The organism is Erwinia sp. AK-PDG3-5, assembly GCF_056821705.1.
The window spans coordinates 1,111,664-1,131,254 of record NZ_CM165967.1 but is presented as its reverse complement, the minus strand read 5'-3'; the positions used below and the strand labels follow the sequence as shown (position 1 = coordinate 1,131,254).

At 42.4% G+C, this 19,591-nt stretch carries 19 protein-coding genes; 6 read left to right on the top strand and 13 right to left on the bottom strand.

The window, feature by feature from the left end:
• Window positions 1–3 precede the first annotated feature (3 nt).
• The 13 genes from AC1UKS_RS05155 to hxsD form a co-directional block, all read right to left on the bottom strand.
• Window positions 4–2,601: a fimbria/pilus outer membrane usher protein gene (locus AC1UKS_RS05155; RefSeq protein WP_482436032.1), complete on the bottom strand. Its 2,598-nt coding sequence runs from the start codon at window positions 2,599–2,601 to the stop codon at window positions 4–6.
• A gap of 18 nt (window positions 2,602–2,619) precedes the next feature.
• On the bottom strand, window positions 2,620–3,309 hold the full coding sequence (locus AC1UKS_RS05150) for a fimbrial biogenesis chaperone (RefSeq protein WP_482436031.1): 690 nt from the start codon (window positions 3,307–3,309) through the stop codon (window positions 2,620–2,622).
• Between the two features lie 59 nt (window positions 3,310–3,368).
• Window positions 3,369–3,920, bottom strand: coding sequence for a fimbrial protein (locus tag AC1UKS_RS05145; RefSeq protein ID WP_482436030.1), 552 nt, complete (start codon window positions 3,918–3,920; stop codon window positions 3,369–3,371).
• A gap of 209 nt (window positions 3,921–4,129) precedes the next feature.
• Window positions 4,130–4,855: an aquaporin Z gene (gene aqpZ / locus AC1UKS_RS05140; RefSeq protein ID WP_482436029.1), complete on the bottom strand. Its 726-nt coding sequence runs from the start codon at window positions 4,853–4,855 to the stop codon at window positions 4,130–4,132.
• A 37-nt stretch (window positions 4,856–4,892) separates the two neighbouring features.
• Window positions 4,893–5,567, bottom strand: coding sequence for a DUF4354 family protein (locus tag AC1UKS_RS05135; protein WP_482436028.1), 675 nt, complete (start codon window positions 5,565–5,567; stop codon window positions 4,893–4,895).
• A 1,375-nt stretch (window positions 5,568–6,942) separates the two neighbouring features.
• Window positions 6,943–7,344: a hypothetical protein gene (locus AC1UKS_RS05130; RefSeq protein WP_482436027.1), complete on the bottom strand. Its 402-nt coding sequence runs from the start codon at window positions 7,342–7,344 to the stop codon at window positions 6,943–6,945.
• A 305-nt stretch (window positions 7,345–7,649) separates the two neighbouring features.
• A complete protein-coding gene (locus AC1UKS_RS05125) occupies window positions 7,650–9,344 on the bottom strand; it encodes an ADP-ribosylglycohydrolase family protein (RefSeq protein ID WP_482436026.1) in 1,695 nt (564 codons plus the stop codon).
• A gap of 6 nt (window positions 9,345–9,350) precedes the next feature.
• A complete protein-coding gene (locus AC1UKS_RS05120; RefSeq protein WP_482436025.1) occupies window positions 9,351–9,992 on the bottom strand; it encodes a DarT ssDNA thymidine ADP-ribosyltransferase family protein in 642 nt (213 codons plus the stop codon).
• Entirely contained in the window at window positions 9,989–11,386 is a 1,398-nt protein-coding gene (locus AC1UKS_RS05115) for a 3'-5' exonuclease (RefSeq protein WP_482436024.1), read from the bottom strand. Before AC1UKS_RS05115 ends, AC1UKS_RS05120 begins: the two co-directional genes overlap by 4 nt.
• 57 nt (window positions 11,387–11,443) lie before the next feature.
• The gene (gene hxsA, locus AC1UKS_RS05110; RefSeq protein ID WP_482436023.1) at window positions 11,444–12,082 is read right to left on the bottom strand and encodes a His-Xaa-Ser repeat protein HxsA; all 639 of its coding nucleotides are present in this window, start codon (window positions 12,080–12,082) and stop codon (window positions 11,444–11,446) included.
• Complete coding sequence (gene hxsC / locus AC1UKS_RS05105) at window positions 12,079–13,191, bottom strand: His-Xaa-Ser system radical SAM maturase HxsC (protein ID WP_482436022.1); 1,113 nt, start codon at window positions 13,189–13,191, stop codon at window positions 12,079–12,081. The genes hxsA and hxsC overlap by 4 nt, the downstream gene beginning before the upstream one ends.
• Window positions 13,184–14,578 (bottom strand): His-Xaa-Ser system radical SAM maturase HxsB, encoded by a 1,395-nt coding sequence (gene hxsB, locus AC1UKS_RS05100; RefSeq protein WP_482436021.1) that lies wholly within the window; start codon window positions 14,576–14,578, stop codon window positions 13,184–13,186. The genes hxsC and hxsB overlap by 8 nt, the downstream gene beginning before the upstream one ends.
• Complete coding sequence (gene hxsD / locus AC1UKS_RS05095) at window positions 14,575–14,847, bottom strand: His-Xaa-Ser system protein HxsD (protein ID WP_482436020.1); 273 nt, start codon at window positions 14,845–14,847, stop codon at window positions 14,575–14,577. The genes hxsB and hxsD overlap by 4 nt, the downstream gene beginning before the upstream one ends.
• 615 nt (window positions 14,848–15,462) lie before the next feature.
• On the opposite strand from hxsD, the gene AC1UKS_RS05090 reads away from it, so the two are divergent.
• The 6 genes from AC1UKS_RS05090 to AC1UKS_RS05065 all read left to right on the top strand — a co-directional run bounded on the left by AC1UKS_RS05090 (window position 15,463) and on the right by AC1UKS_RS05065 (window position 19,577).
• Complete coding sequence (locus AC1UKS_RS05090) at window positions 15,463–15,984, top strand: hypothetical protein (RefSeq protein WP_482436019.1); 522 nt, start codon at window positions 15,463–15,465, stop codon at window positions 15,982–15,984.
• Between the two features lie 392 nt (window positions 15,985–16,376).
• Window positions 16,377–16,769 carry a hypothetical protein gene (locus AC1UKS_RS05085; protein WP_482436018.1) on the top strand — a complete coding sequence of 131 codons (393 nt, stop codon included), beginning with the start codon at window positions 16,377–16,379 and terminating at the stop codon, window positions 16,767–16,769.
• A 10-nt stretch (window positions 16,770–16,779) separates the two neighbouring features.
• Window positions 16,780–17,910, top strand: coding sequence for a relaxase/mobilization nuclease domain-containing protein (locus AC1UKS_RS05080; protein ID WP_482436017.1), 1,131 nt, complete (start codon window positions 16,780–16,782; stop codon window positions 17,908–17,910).
• A 306-nt stretch (window positions 17,911–18,216) separates the two neighbouring features.
• Window positions 18,217–18,453, top strand: coding sequence for a hypothetical protein (locus tag AC1UKS_RS05075; protein WP_482436016.1), 237 nt, complete (start codon window positions 18,217–18,219; stop codon window positions 18,451–18,453).
• Window positions 18,454–18,477: 24 nt separating this feature from the next.
• Entirely contained in the window at window positions 18,478–18,810 is a 333-nt protein-coding gene (locus AC1UKS_RS05070) for a DUF4755 domain-containing protein (RefSeq protein ID WP_482436015.1), read from the top strand.
• 122 nt (window positions 18,811–18,932) lie between these two features.
• On the top strand, window positions 18,933–19,577 hold the full coding sequence (locus AC1UKS_RS05065; protein ID WP_482436014.1) for an EcsC family protein: 645 nt from the start codon (window positions 18,933–18,935) through the stop codon (window positions 19,575–19,577).
• Window positions 19,578–19,591 lie beyond the last annotated feature (14 nt).

The following is a 19,591-nucleotide window of genomic DNA, read 5'->3' as shown; positions in this document are numbered from 1 at the left end:
AATTTATTTTCCGTTGATTCCGTGATCTGTCAGTGCATCACACGGCAAATCAGCCACAATAATGCCGTTATTTTTCATGCGCCCCGCCGCCGAGAATGGCACCGTGCAGAGAAGTTCCCCCCCAGCAAGTGACACCTGCAACTGGGCAGATTCGGCAACACCGGCCAGATAAACCCGCCCTTTTTCATCAGTCATTCCGCTGATGTCTTCGGTACGAACAAGACTCCCCAGCGGCAGCGGTCTTCCCTTTCTTGTCAGGGTCAGGAACACCCGTAGCCCTATCTTTGTCTCGTACTCCGCCAGTACCAGCGATTCCCTGGAGGGCGTTTTACGTTGGATTGACCCCTTCAAATCGACATCATCTTCTAATGTGGAAGTGTCCAGACTGACGTCATTTTCCCGGTAGGGTGTCAGTGAAGGGACGATGGCATAGCCCCGTGAATCCGTTGAAAGGCCGCTGCGATTATTGATTTTTATATCTTTGCCACCCGGCGCCCGCACCAGTGCCCACGCGCTACCTTCTGATAACTCACGGGAAAGCGTTACGCCATAAGGATGGACGACAGCTGAGCCGCGTACTCCCCAGTTAATGCTTTCGCTTTCGCCGTTATAACGTGCATATCCCAGCGATGCGGTGGCGTTGCTCCCCTGCAGACTACCGGACAGCGCGGTACTGTCCTTAACCCAGCCATCAGATTGACGACTGCGGGCCTGGGACATTGACCAGGAAAGGTTATTATTTTCAAGCGACGTCCCTGACAGCGTGGTGGACAGGCTGCCGGTCCCCCGGTTTGACTGCGACCAGTTATTACTCATCCGCATGTTGCTATCGGCGGTCGGCGATAACCATTTGCCGATCGGCAGGCTGACGTTGACGGAGGTGCTATTGTCTGTACGCCCTGTCCGCCATAACCGGCTCTGACTCTGGTTCAGGCTGACGGTGACGCCTGAAAAACTTTTACTCCAGCTGCCGGTGACGGAGCGGTTACGTGAATTAACCCGGTTCCAGTATTCTGACTGATAAGCGCTGAGCGAGACCGATCCCGCCGGGCCAGCATTCTGATTCACGGTGATCTGTGACTTACTCTTCAGGGTGTAGCGGGAGGCCAACCGGCTATTGTTAAAATACTCACTCGCTTCATCAAACCCGTAGTATCCGTCGGTGCCGTAACGGTAACCGGCCAGGGTCATGGAGGTGCCGGTGGAGTCAAACCGCTTGCTGTATTTGGCTTGCAGGGACTGTCCGGTTTTAGACGTGCCATCACTGAAGGTGGTTTCTGCCTGGGTCAAATCCAGCGAAACCGCCCCGAACATGTCCAGACTCTGGCCAACACCGAGCATTGCAGCGCGATAATGTTCGGCCACCAGAGCGCCGCCATAAACGGTCGTATTGTTCAGCAGTCCATACAGCATTTCACCCTGCACAAACCGCTGATTTACTGACGTCTCTGAGTGATTATTTCGCGCGCCATATTCGCCCGCGGTGACGGAATATTTGAACATGCCGCGACGGACCGAAATCGGCGGCGAGGCGAAAGACTGTGTGTAGCTACGCAACGATCCATCTTCTTCTTTTACCGTAATATCCAGATCGCCGGACGTGGATGTTGGATAGAGATCGTTGATCACAAAGGCGCCAGGCGACACAAACGTCTGATAAAGCAGGTTGCCGTTCTGGCGCACTTCAACCGTGGCGTGAGAAAGGGCAATCCCCCTGATTTCGGGTGCATAGCCGCGCTGACTGTCCGCCAGCATTTCGTCTTGCGTGGACAGCGAGGCCCCACGGAAACTGAAACTGTCCATCACCAGACCTGGGGTCGCCGTTTCACCGGCGACAAAGCGGGCACGCAGGGGGCGGACGTCACGCTCCACTGAGGTTTGCAAACTGTTCCACTGGCTGATGTTGTTAGCGGTACGGCTGTAGGTGCTGTAGTTTCTTAAGCGCCATGGGCCCATGTTGATGCCACTGCGTACGTTAAGGTACTGAGAGCTTTGGTTCTGGCTTAATGCCGACTGATTGTGGGTTTCTGAGCCGGAGGCACTGTAAGAGGCAAAAAACATCGGCAACCCATCGTCCCACTGTTCAGGGGGGACATCGCCACGTGCAGTTTGATTAAGCGCTGCCTGCGGGAGGGTTATTTTGAGTACCCGTCGGTCAAAATCAAACAGCGTATCGGCATCAGGGATGACCGCCCCAATGTCGGAGATCGTGCTCTCAGGAGACAGTGAAACCAGCGCCGGGAATGCGCCTGGCTTGACGCCAAATTTCTGCAACAATGACGACGTTAATTCCGGGCATAAACGGGTTCCACAGACAATAAATTTCAGGGTGTATTCTCCCTGCGGTACCTGGTTAACGCTAACCTGCACTGCGTAATCACCAGGCATCTGAATTTCCGGCCGGGACAGGGTTTCAAGGTCAGTATTGGCTTTTTGCTCAGGCGTAAGCTTCAGTGCATTCACATTGAAATAAAGCTCCGCTCTGGCCGTTGAGAAGCCCATTAACGAGACGATGACAAAAATGAGTCTCGCTCCCCACTTCTCTGCCAGATGAGTGACAACAGAACCCTGCACGATATATTCAGAAGAACCACGCATCATTATCTCCAGGACACCGTCTTAGAAACTCACGCTGCGTGATGGCGTTATACCGCCCCAGTCGTTGATGGTACTCCATGAAAAGGTCCGCAAAGCCGAGGCTGGCAGGGCAATCTCAATCGGTGAAAAAGGACGAAGGGTGCCCGGATTTTCAATTTTGGCGCCGTTAATCGTCACGTTAGTCAGCGTGACAACATACGGTGTCGGATTACTGATAAGGATATGGCCGGACCGGGCTGATACTTGCAGTTTTTCGCCGGCGACAGCAGCGGCTCGGGCCGTGAGTCCTTCTGGGCGATAAATGAGTTTGATGATGTTCTGCGTAGCAATCGTCAGACGCGATGGGTTTTGCTTTTTCTCCACCGCAGGGATTGCCCGAATATTTAAAAGAAACAGGCTTTCTCTGTCTTTAGGTAATGCAGAAGGGGATCCGACATAGACCACCCGCACCGGGCTTTCTCCCCCGGCGGGAAGTTTAAAAAGCGGAGGGGTATTTATAAATGGAATATTTTTAGTCTCACGACTAGCGAAATCAGAGACCCAGGACTGAACCAGTTGCGGCGCCTGAGTAATACCATTACGCAGGGGAGCACTGGCTTCTTTTTTGCCTGCTTCATAAATCATTCGTGTTGCGCCAAGCGTCAATCCATCAGCTTTACAGATAATGGGCAGCAGCAGGGCAACCCCGAGAATAAGTTTAATATATTTCACAAGGAATGAACTCCATATAAAAATGGAAGCATAATAAATATACTTCCATCTTATATTTATTAACTATTAGCGTAATCGATAGTGAATGTCACATCGGTATCAATTGTTCCGGCATACGTTGCACTACCGGTATAATCTACAAGCCATGCTTTGAAATTTGCGACGGCCTGCGTTACGCCTGTTGTCAGTGAATCAAATCCTGTATTGGCAGTTGAGATGCCAGGGGCATAGACAGTCGCGAGATTGTCTGCATCACCTATACGTATCCCCAATCCATCAATATCGGTAGAAAACAGCGTGGTATAGCCAGTCGTCGTCACTGCCGCGCCGTTGAAAGTGACTGAAGGGGAGGAAGCAACAGCGCAGTCCTTCAGTTCAATACTGAAAGGCGTGCCGCGGGTGGTGTCGCCGGCAGTGCCGAATGTGTTGCTGCTGATGGTGCCGAAATTCACGGTTCCCGATGCTGTTGCGCTGCCGGCGATGCTGCTGACCGTGCAGGCAGCCGCGGAAATGACGCCTTTAAAATTAATGGTACCGTCAGACGCAAACGCGCTCGCCGACATTCCCAGAGACACCGCTATTAATACGATGTGTTTAGGTAGTTTACTCATATTTATTTCCTATATCATTAATGTAAAATCTATTTCATCAATTATCCCAACCAGGCTGGGAGGCCTGAAAAGGCACTCCCTGTCACATTAACCACGGATATTCCATCTCATCCCGACACGTCTTAGGTGCATTGGATATTTTCGATGAATCTATTATAAAAATAAGCCACAGAGATTTTTCTTATTATCTCCTTGCCGAAATAAGCTAATTAATCCCTGACTTTTCTACGCCTCTCACCCGACGTGTTAGTGCCGAGAATAAAACGGTAAATCAATCCACCGACAATGCCGCCCACGGCAGGGAATACCCAAAACACCCACAGTTGATGAATGGCCCAGGTGCCCTGAAACAGCGCGACGGCGGTACTGCGTGCAGGATTTACGGAGGTATTGGTCACCGGAATACTAATGAGGTGGATCAGCGTCAGTGCCAGACCAATCGCAAGCGGAGCAAATCCGGCAGGCGCGCGTTTGTCCGTTGCACCATGGATGACGATCAGGAAAATGGCGGTCAATACACCTTCTATAAGCATTGCGGACTGGAGGTTATAACCACCCGGAGAATGTCCACCGTATCCATTAGCGGCAAAGCCGCTGGCGGTAGCATCAAAACCGGCATGACCATAAGCAATCACATACAGCACAGCTGCTGCAGCGATACCGCCGGCAACTTGAGAAATAATGTAAGGGACAACATCACGGGCGGGGATACGTCCACCAGCAAACAGGCCTAATGTGACGGCAGGGTTAAAATGCGCACCTGAAATATGGCCTACTGCGTACGCCATGGTCAGTACCGTCAGTCCGAATGCCAGCGCCACGCCAGCAAACCCAATTCCCAAAGCGGGGAAACCTGCTGCGAAAATCGCACTACCGCAGCCCCCGAAGACAAGGACGAAAGTACCCACAAATTCTGCTGACATTTTTTTTAACATATAAACCTCTTCGTAAAATCAATCTCATTAAGATCGCTTATTGACTTACCACGTCAGAACTGACCTGACTATGGCCGCTAATATCCGCCTTAGAATTGTGCTGGCTTTCACCTTTACAATTGTCACTGCTTTCAACTTTAGCGTTATCGCTACCTTCAACTTTTGAATTGTCGTTGCCATCAACTTTTGAATTGTCGTTGCCATCAACTTTTGAATTGTCGTTGCCATCAAATTTTGAATTGCCGTTGCTATCAACTTTTGAATTGTCGTTGCCTTCAACGTTAGAATTGTCGCTGCCTTCAACGTTAGGATTGTCGTTGCTATCAACATTGGAGTTTTCGCCACTGTCGCTGCTAATCCACTTCACGAACGGCATATTCAAAACATCTGCATTATCGCCAAAGAAAAAGACCATGCCTGTTTTACTCTCACCCGGCTTAAACGCTTGCAGTAAAACCACATCTACCCCGCGGGCAACAATTTCCTTGCCGGTACGGTCGAAAAGAACGAAACACCCTTTTGTCAGACTGGCGGTATCTGTCAGTGGATTAGTTATGCTTATACGGTATGACACCATATATTGTTCTTTACCGTGAGAGGTCACACCGCCGATTTCTTTATTAGCTGCATACACCGGATCTGGTTGAAAAAGTTGATTCGCATACGCATGCGTGCCAATAAACAACACGGCTAATATCAGTATTTTTTTCATTTAAGACTCTTGTCGATGAATGATTATTTATTTAAAACATTATCCGTAATGATGATTAAGTATCTTTTAACATACATCCCTAAACTGTGAGACTCAGTTTAAGAGTGCGGTAAAAACATACAACTCATGAATTTCCCATGTAGCTCAAGAAAATGTCATGCATTTCTCAACCTAAAATAAGCAATTGATATAACTATAAAAACAGTAAAAATGATAATCATGTTCGTCAAGAAAAATGATTGCATGGATGAAAAAATCATTCGTGATGCATTATTTCAGGCGTGGTAAGGCTTTCTCTTTAGTGTCAGATTCATCTAAGATCGTGAGTAGCATTTTCACCTCATCTGGACTCACGCACTATAAACACCTGCGCTTAGAGTTTCACTCTACGCATTGGGAGTTACCGTTTTTTTTGTTATTAACTTCACTCGGATATTCCGATGATGTTTCTTCCTTATTTTTTATTTTAAACAATCTGTAACGAGAGGCAGCACCATAGAGATACACTTTAAAAAAACCCCTCCCTGGCGTCAATAGCGACATTAAGCCGAATAAAATGACGTAGACTACGATTCAGTTCAGCCTGAAATTTGACCATTAATTCTCTATCATACTGCTCAGCAAGGTAATTTCTCCATTACAATATGCCCTCCCTAAAACACTATTAACCTTAATAAGGCTAATATTTCAAAATATTCCCGAAAAATAACCACCGTTATATAGGGCCGTAATGAGGGATTTTGTTAAGACAAATGGAATTTATTAACAAAGGAATTGAGTGTTTCACAAATAACGTTATGGCCATGCAGTCAACGTTCGGCATTTATTTTTATTGCGAGCGCGATCTGAACTTAAGGTCTGGTGACTTGCCTGGCATAATTAATCTTAAGAAAATCGGGTCGATTTCATGGCTATACCCTTGAAACAGAGCCAGGCGCCTTGCTGGCTGACAAACCCGCTGACCAGGGTACTCTTCACTGGATTACCTCTGTATTTTTCGTCAAACTGGCCGTCCAGGCTCCAGGCTTCAAGTGAGCGACAAATTTGCGAGTTTATGTGATTTGAGCGGGGTTGCCCCTGACCACATAACTACTTGAAAGTATTGAAATGAGTAAAAATATTATGAAAGAGTCGATTGACAAGGATTTATCAGGCCATACGCCAATGATGCAGCAGTATTAAGAAAAAACCTTTAACCTATTGATTATAAGCCAAATAATTTTAGATAATAATTACTGAGCTACCTAAGGAATACTTATTTTTGAATGGATTTCTCTTTAAAAAATTTCAAATAGTGCAAAATAAACCCTGAAACTCATGTTTTTTGTTAAGAGACATAATGCTTACAGGTTATAAAGAGTCTTCAAAATATATATCAGATCCTTTTTTTGATGCTTACATCTTCTTCACTAACAACAATCGAGTTTATTTTAATCTTTTCTTCTTCAGCCATCTTTTTTTCGATGATGCCTCTAACTTTATCAATATCTACATCGAATGCCAAAGAAGATAAGAACCACCAATCAACACTTTTATATTCGGCAATATCGGTCAATTCAAAACCATGAACAATAGTAAAAAGCTTTAAACACTCTTCCGAGGTGTAAAAATCTCTGAACATGAGATAAACAACATCCTCAGCAGGATACATTGCATAATTCTCAGACATATCATTATTTTCAAGGAATGCCTGCAAATCATTATGAATCTTGGCTAAAAATACTTTAGCACCTTCTAAGGATAAACTTTCTTTTTCTAAAATCATTTCACCTTTCATTTAACTCTCCTTTTTTATTTTTATTTAACACAAATTATAAGCATTCAATGCTAAAATTGTTTTTTTAAAACAATCATTACTCAAAATAGTAAAAAATATTTTATTCTCACTCTGTTAAAACTATCCCTATCAAAAATGCCAAAGATCTAAGAAAATAATTTTCAAGGAAAATATTCATGATTTTTAAATCAACCATCGAAAAGTTGCCGAAAAATCACTGAATTATCAAACTTACAAAAACCTCTATTTCTATGGAAAGTTCTTTGGGGCATTCTAAAGGTAAGATATGCCCCTTTAATCTCAAGTTACTTAATATTTTTTTTCAGCCTGGCCCTGCGTGCTTTAACAATAATCGATACAAAACCTATGGATAACTCTATACCATTTGTCATCTCAGCGGTTTCGAGCAATCTAGAGGCAAGTATATCCTTGTCAAATCCAGATTTTATTACTTCATCAGTTATTTTATCGAGGTAATCATCTCCTACTGCGGATGAAACTAATGGTTTAGATTCATTTCCTAGGATATTTTTTTTAGTGGAAACAATATTAGCTTCAGGTTGCCTTTCTCTAAAAAAATCGAAAGAAATTGTATCCCCAATAAGATTGGCATTATTATTCCTTTCACCTTCAGAAAAACCGGTCCTCTCGTCATGGAAAAAATCAGATGTTAAACTGGTTCTTATTTTGCAAAGAACATGCTGTCCAATTTCAAGTTCAACCCATACCCAAGAAATTCCCTTTTGTTTTGCATGAAATATATTTATTATTTTTTTTACACTTGAAACCCCATCCAAAACTAAACGATTTCCTTTCTTTGAAACTGTATCAACAATAACTTTTGCAGGTTGCCAATATAATAAGTCTGGGTAATGATGTGTATCAGCATTAAGCCCTTGGCTAATATTGAATAGCCTTTCTGCTTCACAAGAAATATAATAAGCATCCTGAATAGACTCGCTTGGCAATTTTTCATAATGTAATGCACCTAATAAAGCACCTACCATTGTGCCTATTGTATCAGTATCACTACCTAAAAAGTTGACTACATCCTGTATTACCTTTTTAGGCTCATCCCTTTGATATAAAAATGCTGCGACATTTGAAAAGAAAGCACATTTGAGTCCTGAGCCTCTTTCATATTCATTTAGTCCGCCACATTCAGTCACAATTTCTTTATATAAATCACTTCCGCCATTCTGATTACTCGATATTACTTTGCTTGCTGAGTTAACAACATCCAACCATTCTTCTTTTATTTTTTCTAATGCTTGAGTTAAGGTCGTATTGCTTTTTGATTCCCATGTTGGTAACCAGAAAGTTGATAATTCATAATCCCCCTCAATAATCGATTTAATACCAATAATTTCTTTAGAAGAATCCCCCCAAAATTCCATATTCGGAATTGATTTGTTTGCAAATATGCTGGCAAGACTTAATGCGTGAATTACTGCACCAACTATTCCTCTCAAGTGTCCATGTGTTGAAATGGCATTTCTTATAACATCTGGTAAAAACTGTTCCTTTTTGCTTGGATCAGGAGCAGCCCACACATGAGGTTGAATGCGCATCGCAGCCCCATTCCCACCGCCATCTACATAGTTTGGATAAAAATTACTGAACCAAGCAATATTTTTGTTTATTAATGATGCAGCTGCTTTCTTACTTCCCCTTCCAGCACCTAAGGCATAGCAAAGCCATACTGGAAGTTCTACTTTTGAGAATGATTCTACATCAAAAAAACCATCTGATCTTATGGCTCTACTTGTAGCTAATCTGAGTTGAGTATCATCAGAATAGGTTCCTGCTGGTAAGCTTACAATTGCGCCTGACCGCCCCCCCACCATTCGCTTCCAATCTACTAAATGGTTAGATGACATTGAGCCAATCCTTCGTTCAACAGTGGTAGCAGAGGCTAATTCTGTTGGAAAGCCCAAAGCATCCGCATATGCAGACCACAAAGCTGAAGATATAGTTCGTTGTAGTCTTTCATCTTGCATGTGCTCTTACCTCATATCCGTAAACTTTACAGGGGAAGTAATGATAGGTATGTTCCTATGATTCATTGCCCCTAGCTGGCCAGCGACCTCGTCAGCAATTTCGTCGTTTTGAACATAAATCGCTTGGAGAAATTCCGTCGAAATTTCCTTAGGATACAACACTTCTGCCTGCACGCATGTAGGAAATTGCGATTCAAGGCCTTCCAGCCTCATTATGTCCTTTCCCCACCAATGATTGATCCTACCAGCGAACATCGCTTCGAGTCCATCATGTCCAGATTTTCTGATTACACCTGTATAGATGTTGTTAGTAGTAGTGAAGTTCACCCCTTGATGGTTCAGTATTTTTGGAGAGAAATCCAAAATACACCACCAAAAATTTTTTTCTGAATGCCAAGATTGAGAAGATGTATTAAAAAAACCTGTATTAATTCTACTTATAGAGAGATTTACATAATCAAGCCAAGCTCGATCTTTATCTCTATAAGCCGCATTTGGTTGAAAAATATGTGCAAGGTGCTCATCTTTGTTCAATCGCAATCTTGATTTCAATGTTTTTGTAGCAAGTATTCCTAACAATCCTCTATTAGTAGTGAAATGTAGAATTGAAGTTATGTTTCTGCTTGCTATAATTTCATCTATATTCACACATCCCTCCTAATAACAACATCTTTCATAGAATTGAAAATGTTAGGGACATCATGATTTGAAAAACCAATAATAATACTTTCTTTAGCTCTACCTACACCCATTGCGATCAAACGTCGTAGCCTTGCACTCTTTTCATTTTCAAGGTCGCTAACTTCATTGGAGTCCAGCACACTTCCGTCCAATCCAATCATGATCACATGGTCAAATTCCAATCCCTTAGCGGAGTGGAAGGTTGTTAGTGCAATATTTTCATCTCCTTCGGGCCACTCAGAAAGACTTTGGATAATCTCAAAACCAAGATTCTCGCTCTGCAAAATTGGCTTTAAATCTCTAAACCAACCTTTGGGATGTAGAAAAGCAACCGACTGGTTAGTTAAATCAATATTTTCCTTGATGTGAGAAATGCAATATTTTACTTGATTGAGATATTCGCCACAGATAACTATTGGCATATCTCCTTCTTTTTTTACCCCATTGAGATTAGGAATGCTTCCATCATCGTCAACTTGTATCCCTTGAAGTAATGCAGCAGCTAATGTTGCGATTTGCTTTGTATTTCTATAATTCAAAGATAGCTTATGGCTATTTTCCGGCCTGATGTTTATTCCAACTTCGCTCCAATTAAAACTTCTCGCATAGATCTTTTGAGCACTATCTAAAACAAATGTAATCGTGCAATCCCTCGCTGCTTGATTCATTATTGCCCGGATCTCATTAGCAGAGAAATCTTGTGTTTCATCTACAACAATAACATCGTAATTTTTATATTTATGTTCCTGCAAATCGATTGCATTATCATTCCAATCTCTAAATCCGTATTTAACCTTATAATCCAAGTATGGTTTTATTACCTTTTCGAGCAAGATTACACGATTAGGTCTTTCCATTCTAGGAACTGTCCCCCTGCCATCTCTTCTTGCTGTCAGATACTCATTGAGTGCATCTTTAGAAAATCGCCCTAACACATATGCTGCTTCATCTGCTATAAAATCAGCATCGCTAAAATATGATTTACCAAAGCCCTTTAATAAACATTGTGTTTGATCTATTGTTAGTATGCTCTGAGGCCCTATTAATCCTCTTGACCAAGAATTAAAAGTGCTTACCTCCATATCAATTGCATCACCTACAGAAAATTGCTTTTTTGCAAGTTCTTTAATATAACCCCTTAGAGTTTTGTTAAAGGTTAAAACTAAAACATTAACGGGTTTTGGTTCTGTCTGCCTTCTTCTACGGTTCAAGTAAAAACCGATGGCAGACCTTAATTTTAGTAATGCAGTAGTGGTTTTCCCACTACCCGCAGCCCCTCTTATAATTTCAACTCCGGGTTGTATTCTAGAGAACAGGGCTAATTGTTCAGCTGTAGGTTTAACATCTATAAGTGCCTTCATGGCGCTTCCTCTTTCCTAATAATTAAATTCACATAAGTGAATGCGAAGGAATTAAATTTATCGAGCTAAAATACTCAATGAATTTAACAACTGTGTATCCAAGGTTTCCTTTACTGGAGTTGGAAGCCCATTTGCAATTCTGAAATTCTTAATAGCATTTCTGGTAGCAGGTCCCATGCTCCCGTCAATATTACCGTTGTAGAAACCTTTATCGAGTAATGCGAATTGCACTCTCATGATTAACCGCTTACGTTTTTCTGTATCAGAAGTCAGCCCACTACTTGCTCGATTAGCACCTGTGGTTCCTGCTGAGTTTGTTGTGGTTGTGCTATCTGTATCATTAGAGCGAAGTGAACGGACAGAAGAGGAGGAAGACGAGGACGAACGAGTTCCTGAACTGGATGATTCTGAGGTGCTTGGTGTGCTGTATGTCTTGGGATAATAAGGTGTGCTTCCACCATAGTAACCTCCACCTGATGAAGAACGGTGTGAGCTGTGGCTACGGTGAGAACTGTGACTTCTGTGTCCGGCAATGTAGAACGGCACTTCGGTATTGAGAGGTGCTATCACCAAATCATGCTCATTCAGGGTCATACCAGGTATGTCACTGGCACCAGTAGATGAATCACTTGCCCAGACTGAATTGTTAAGTGCCAAAAATCCAGGAAGCAGAGCCGCGAAATTAAACTTTTTCATATTATTGGTCTCGGAGGTTGATGAAAACGGCCTTTTGATGAACTGAAATAACCAGCACAGGAAGACTTCTGAGTGCATTCATCACATTCTTTGGGATAGTAATTTTTCCAGTCAGAGATGGACTGTGTAGCAAAACCCCATGCCCTTTCAGGAAGGTGGCACAGTGGGTAATTGAAAATGGTAAGAGGGATACCTGACCTGTGTGCAGTGTCTACAGCCGAAAGGATTTTTTCGCTGTAGTTGTCGTGCTCTATGAAGATTGATGACCAGTTCTTACGGGCCCATCCAATCGACTCTAACCCCATCAGGGAGATCTGGTTAATGTTCGAGAACACACGACCAGCAAACTCTACTATGTCATCAAGCTCTGTATAGTTAGCCTGAGTAGGGATGACTCTCAGTTCTATGTTGATCCCTGAGTTACCGGCATTGATCATTCCCCTGACTGTTTCATCGAATGCTCCCTCGCTTCCGACCAGGTAGTCGTGCACTGATGCTCTTGAAGAATAAAGCGGTATCCCAAACGTGATTTTGATCTTATCGCTTCTTTCCTTCATCTGCTGGGTAAAACTGACATCCGCAAACTTCCTTCCGTTGGTTAGAACATGCAGTGCTGTGTCAGGAGAATTTTCGATTATGAAGTCCAGAAAATGCAGGAAGTCTTCGCCATAGAGCAAAGGCTCTCCCCCGCTCACTCCCACTACTCCATTCAGAGAGAAGGAAGCGATAGCGAGAGCTGACTGGTTGAGAAGCCAGTCATCGTTTCCAACTTTAGGAGGCTGAGAACAAAACAGGCAACTGTTGTTGCACCTTTCAGTGACAAGGACAGTGTTGTGGTTTGCTCTGCGGGACAGTATCACCCGGAGCATGTTGCCATTGTTGACGATCCCAATGTCACCATCTTCAATGGAATCGAAAAGTTCCTGGCTTACAATCGAGTCTGCGAAATATGCAGGCAGTCTGGAATCGAGTTGTGTCGCAGTGACAAGCAAATTTGGCAGATAGAATTTAGGATTCTCGGGCTTGGTTTTACACAGGCAATAGAAGCCTTGCTGAACGGGTAAGTCTGATGAAAACCGGAAAATATCGTTTCTCAGCACCTCAGACATAAGCCCACCTTTTGAGCATCTCAGCCATTGGTCCATCATGAGAGATTTCATTCAGCAGGAAGCGGAACATCCCTTTGTGATACTGGCAGAAGGTTGACCGACTCTTGTCACCAACAGGCTCGCCATGAACACTGATGTTCTGACAAGGATCTGCTCCACAGAAAGGTTGGTAAGCACAGGTATCACAACCGGGCATGGCGAAATTAAATGAAAATGAGAGAGCGGAACGGTAGTATTCGTTGCTACTGAATGAGAGTGAAGCAAACTCTCCTGCACTGAAATCTGCTTCGGGATTTACTTTCTGGAGCATACGGCTTTCGTCGCTACCGTAGACCTTGCCATCATAGTTAAACAGAATACAGTTCAGCACGACTCCACTTGGTGATTTCAGATCTGCATAACCACTGAAGCCTGGATTGAAAATTCTCTTTAGATGGATTGAAGCCGAATGCTCAACGACAGGTATACCCTTCTGGTTCTGAAGCAACACTTCCTGCATCAACTTCTTATAAAACTCAAAATATTCAGGCATTGAAAAAGTGAAGCTTTGCTTCTGAGCAAACCCATATGGGCTGACTGGCCTGATAAACATGTCGGTTAGGCCAAGAGAAAGATGAGCATCCACTATGGAAGCTGGTTCTTTTGTCAGCTCTTTGGTAACTGTGGTGACCGTTGCTACCCGGTTTGCTCCCAGCTCTTCTGTGATTTTTCTAATGCCCGTGACGGCTTTTTTGTGAGCCTGAGAGTCGGTGAGGATACGGTTTTTATTATGGACGGCTTCATTACCATCAAGCGACACAGAAAAGGTGATATTCCGGTCTTCAACCCATGAGAGGATGCTTTCATCGAGTATTGATAGACTCGTGGCAATAACCATTTCGAAAGCATCACTACCTAACAAACTCATACACTCCTCGTAAATTGACTGGACGAGATCGAACCTGAGAAGCGGTTCTCCGCCCTGCACTTCTATCTTGTAAGGTGAAGTGCCCAGCTTCTTAATTGTGCTGACGATTTGCGGTATCAGTTCTGGGTTCAGGTCGTAACCATCAGCGGTGACCGATGCTCTGCTGACCTGGCAATACTTGCATGTGTGATCGCACCTGAGAGTCGGCACAATCATGAAAATAGGCCGGACGGCCAGTTCGTTAATCAGTCGTTTAGCAAAGGCAGAACTCAGAGAGGCTTTTGAAACTGCCTGAGTAGCATCGTCTGCAATGAACAATTTGCTTTCAAGTAGCCGGGAGGTTGTTTGTTCTGGAGGAAATTTGTTATCGGCAAGAAGATGTAGCTCTTCGTCATCGACGAAGCTGTGAAAGCCAGCAAGGTTGCTGATGAAGACTTTGCCATTGCTAAGGCGGTCAAAGTTGAATGGCATCGTATTCATTGAGAGAGTCTCGAATCAATACTCCTCAGAACATTGTCGATGATAGAAGTCCTGACCTGTCCGGTATGAGCCTGAAGCTTCTCCCTGAGCTTGTAGTCATTCAGCAGTCGTTCGAACTCGAACTCAACCTCGTCGTTCCAGTCTTCGAACGAGACGAGCCAGTGCTCATCGTCTTCATCAAGCTTCCAGCGAGTGGTAGCACTCATCCAGTAAAGGCTATTCCTCAACACCCATTCAGAATGCATTGTTTTTGATATGTTTTTTTGCATAACATTACCATCCAGAAAGCATCAAAGAAAAAAACAAGAATTTTAATTACCTTTTAAAGAAGGTATAAAACCAAGAAAAAAATGAACTAAAAAAACAAAAAATACATAACATCATGATTTTTATGAGATCAACACATTTTTGTTACAGAATTTTCTTATTCCACAATAATAATCATCATGAATTAGGATGTAAATTTGTTTTGAAAAATTTTATATCACATGTCAATATGATTACATTAACTTATGTTTTGGTTGCATTTCGACCAACAAGGACTGATGCCTAATCAATTGATTTTGAATAAAATGATGGAGAAACAACCAAATGTCTGAGTTAACAGCAGAAGAGTTATGTGCTACATGTCAACGGCCACTGCATGATTCTGTGGTTATTGAGAGAAATGGCGATGTGTTCAAAAGTTGCCCTTCATGCTCCAGCAAAGCAGGCACTCATATTTTCTATAAACATGATGATTTTGGTATGCGAAATATGGGCGATGGTAGATTCATTGTGCAGTCTTGGTGTTTAGGATGTAGATTACAGGAAGGAACATCTCACAACATCGCTTTTACCTGTAAATCAAAACTATAACTACTCTTAAATAAAGGAATATCCCTATGATGAAGTTTTTTTGCTATTTTTTTCTGGTGTTTTTGATTTCACCTATAGCTGGAATCATATCAGGAATATTATTTGATAACTATCTGATCAGGAACACCCCTGAAATTCTGTTTGGCATAGTGATATTCATCTCCGCTACTTTAATTTTTTGTTTATATCTTCACAGAAACTCTTATAAGTATTTAAATGACTTTATACTAACCTTCTTCACTGGTTTAATCGCTATAACCTATCTGATGTATGGCAAGAAAATTGGTGAAATAATCCCATCATATGAAGTGATGAAATCAGATAAATTTTACTATTACTTCACTATCACAAAACTCATAATCGTAGCAGATTGTCTTTTAGCTAAACTATTCATCAATTTAGATGAATTTATTTTAAATAGATTAAAAGAGAATGAAGTAGGTGGAACAACGTCTATTTACGATGCTATTATAAAAAGAATTAACCACTTTAAAAACAATGGATTATCTTCTGACAAGAAGAAATCTAATAAAAAAACACAGCAATAAAAAAGCAATAAGAATATCAGCTATCGAAATAATTGCCAATAGAAATGCAAAGTAGTCATTATCAGTATGACGAAAAAGAACCAACAACACATTCAAAAAAATAATAAAAAAAACCATCATGCCAATTTTTCTTTTCATAAATCCCTCCAGCAAATTAAATAAACAATATTATATGAAACATATTTTTCAGAAAGTCAAGTTTCAATAAAAAAATAAGCAAGGGCTAACTGAGCGATGCTCAGTTGCCTTGTTTCTGCCCTTCGGTTGAAAAAGAAAGATAAAAGCCACCCCACAAGCAAAAGCCAAGCCATTGACACTATTGATCTTTATGGTATTTATTACATATAGCATACGGACTTGCTATTAAAACCTAAATATCAAAAGGAGTTGATATGGAAAAAATAAATATTATTTTCGATGATGAGTTTCCTTCTTCATTTACCAACAATTCTATCGCAAAGAAATTACCTCCCAACCGTCTTCGCAGATACTCAATAACTGTCAGATTAAATGAAGTTGAGCTGAGTAAAGTAAACCAGTCCAGAGGACAGCTAAGCAGGAGCTATTGGCTGAGATCTTCAGCTCTAAAGCAGTTGCCTACCTTAGTTCCAGAGGTTAATAAAGAAGCCTGGCATCAACTGACGGCTTCCCTGCAAAAGTTGAATGACCTCACTTCATTTCTTATTCGTCGCGGATCTGATGCTCAACCTTTGAGTAATGAGGTCGATACTCTCAGGCTGAAGCTATCTCATGTGAGAGATGCCCTCCTCTCACTCGATAAGTGATTCTCCGCTCGTGAAAGGAATGCAGAAAATCCGCAGGGGCAAGTGCTTCAGAGGTGTCATCTCTTATGCACTTGCTCCAGCTCCTCATCACAAAACAGTGCCAGTAATAATAGGCGGTAATATGATCGGTTCCTCCGTGGATGAGGTGACTGCTGAGTTCATGCAAACACAGAAGCTCCGCCCAGATGTGCAGAAACCGGTATGGCACAATTCCCTTCGCCTGCCTATGGGAGATTTACTGACTAATGAGCAATGGAAACTCATTGCTGACGACTATATGAGGCGAATGGGATTCGATGATACCCATCTTCGTTGTTATGTCCTACATGACGACGAGGCCGGCCAGCACATACATATAATTGCATCTCGCATCCGTCTACCTGATGGCCAACTCTACCTTGGCAGAAATGAGAACCTCATCAGCACCAGAATCATTCAAGAGCTTGAGTGGGATCATCAGCTCACACGAACCAAAGGTCCATCTCCTTCTCCAGCCCCCAAAGTCAGGAAAACTGGTAGGAATGAGGAAATGATGGAAGCAAGGACAGGCAACAAAGCTTCAAAGAAAATCATCCAGGAAGCAATTGAGGCGGTGCTCAGTTTCTATGGCACCATCACCATTGACGATTTCATCTATGAACTCGGTAAGCAAAATATAACAGCCAGTGCGAGCATTGCTTCCACGGGTAAAATGAATGGTTTCTCATTTGAGTATGCAGGAATCGCTTTCAAAGCCTCCCAGTTAGGTAAAGCCTACTCATGGTCGAGTCTGAGCCAGAAGGTTACCCTCACCCCTGCTGTCGAGCCTCAGGTGATAGACGATACAGGGTTACCTGTTGAGGAGTTAGAAGCAGTGGAAAGACTGGCGAACATAGACGACGAGCCTTTGTTCCACTCCCCGGCTATCCCACATATTGAGGAGATTGATACTGAACAGAAAGACAAGGTTCGCTGGCTACTATGGGTCCCATACCTGAAGCAGATTATCCAAGCCTTGAAAGCAACGGGTCTGAGCATTCTTAAGCCGTCAATCAAGATGAAACCTTTTCACATCGTTACCCCCACCCAAAACACTGGCGATAAAGAATCACTAGCAATCATCAAAGAAAGCACCACTGGGAAAAAAAGATTTTCTATTTGATGCCTCTTAAACCTACTAGTTATCAGTAGTTTAAAAGGACACATTAAGTCAAATGCGCCATCTATTCTTATTAATTATCATATTGATAGGAAAAACCGATCGATCGCTTTTACAGATCAATTTCACCATCGCGATAGTTTGTATCTATCAAAAAGATCTGATCGATCGGTACAAATGATTTGCTAGACACTCATTCAGAGTCGTAATGTAACTTCAAACGAAGCGATGTAGCTTACTGAATTATCAGCAAAAATGCTGACGAACACGTGCGCCCAAAATTTAGCATCATTAACAAAGGACACATACATGACAGCAATGACTAAAGTAAAACAACCTAATTTTTTAATGATGAAACGGGTATGGATTGCAATTGCCCTACCATTAGCAATTTTCTATTTCATGGGTATGAGGGGACTCATTCAACTGGCATTGGTATGGGTCTTTGTAAGCATCATGCTTTTGATGTTTGCTTATAAAAAATTCCGCATTAAAAAGTGGAATGCCAGCACCAGAGATGTGTTCGGAGAGTCTGACGGCATGTAGAGCCATGAGTTCGGTCCAACTGCTATGAAGCTCGATGAAAAACGGGGACTAATCCATCTCAAGGAAGAGAACAAACAAAAAACATATCCCTTCTCAGCTATCAAAGAATGGCGATACAACTTGTCTACTACAAGAGAAAGGTCTGGGCTTGATAAAGAGCTTGATCGCACTCATGATTTCAGAGAATCAGGTTTTTACATTGCAGTAGACGATGTTCATTATCCAGAATGGCGGGTAATGTTCTTTCCTCAAAAGGGTGACTTCAACTCACAGGAAGGTATCCGTGATACGGAACTGCAACTCAAGAGATGGATGCACGTTTTTGACAAAGTAGTTAATAACTTACACCATCAATAACCTAATTTGAATCAAACAAAAGCCAGCTAAATGCTGGCTTTTTCCATTTAAAATTCATAAAGAAAAATTTAACAATGCCGATAACAGTTACATATAATCAAATGTTAATAAAGGAATTTGAAGTGACTGAAAAAATAAATGAAGGCAAAATTATGCAGGTCCTTAACTGGGCTTATGATAAAGCCCTCGACGGGAGTATACCTGGAACAGATTCAGCTTTTGAAATGGCAGATAGCTATTTGAAAGGTGAAGGCACCCTTGTTGACAAAGCTAATTCTCTTATTAGATGGCAAAACACTAAGTCGGTTACCTCAGGATTTCTGTCAGGACTCGGTGGTATCGTGACTCTACCTGTAGCAGTCCCAGCAAGTATCGCTACTGTCCTGTATGTTCAGATCCGAATGATAACCTCACTTGCGATAATGGGTGGATGGGATGTGAAAGATGATCGAGTGAGAAGCCTCGTTTACAGTTGCCTTGTTGGGAATGCAGCGAAAGACATTCTCAAAGGAACAGGGATTGTCGTTGGCTCAAAAATGTCAACACAGTTAATCAAAAGTATTTCGAAAGAAACAATATTCGCCATTAACAAAAAAGTAGGATTTAGATTGTTAACAAAGTTTGGGGAGAAAGGAGCTATCAACTTAGGAAAAATGATCCCCCTTGTCGGAGGTATAATCGGCGGGACGTTTGATGGAGTTTCAACAAATATAGTTGGGAATGTTGCTCGTAAAACTTTTATCGAAAAAAGTGTTTTAGCAGAATAGATAAAATAGATAAT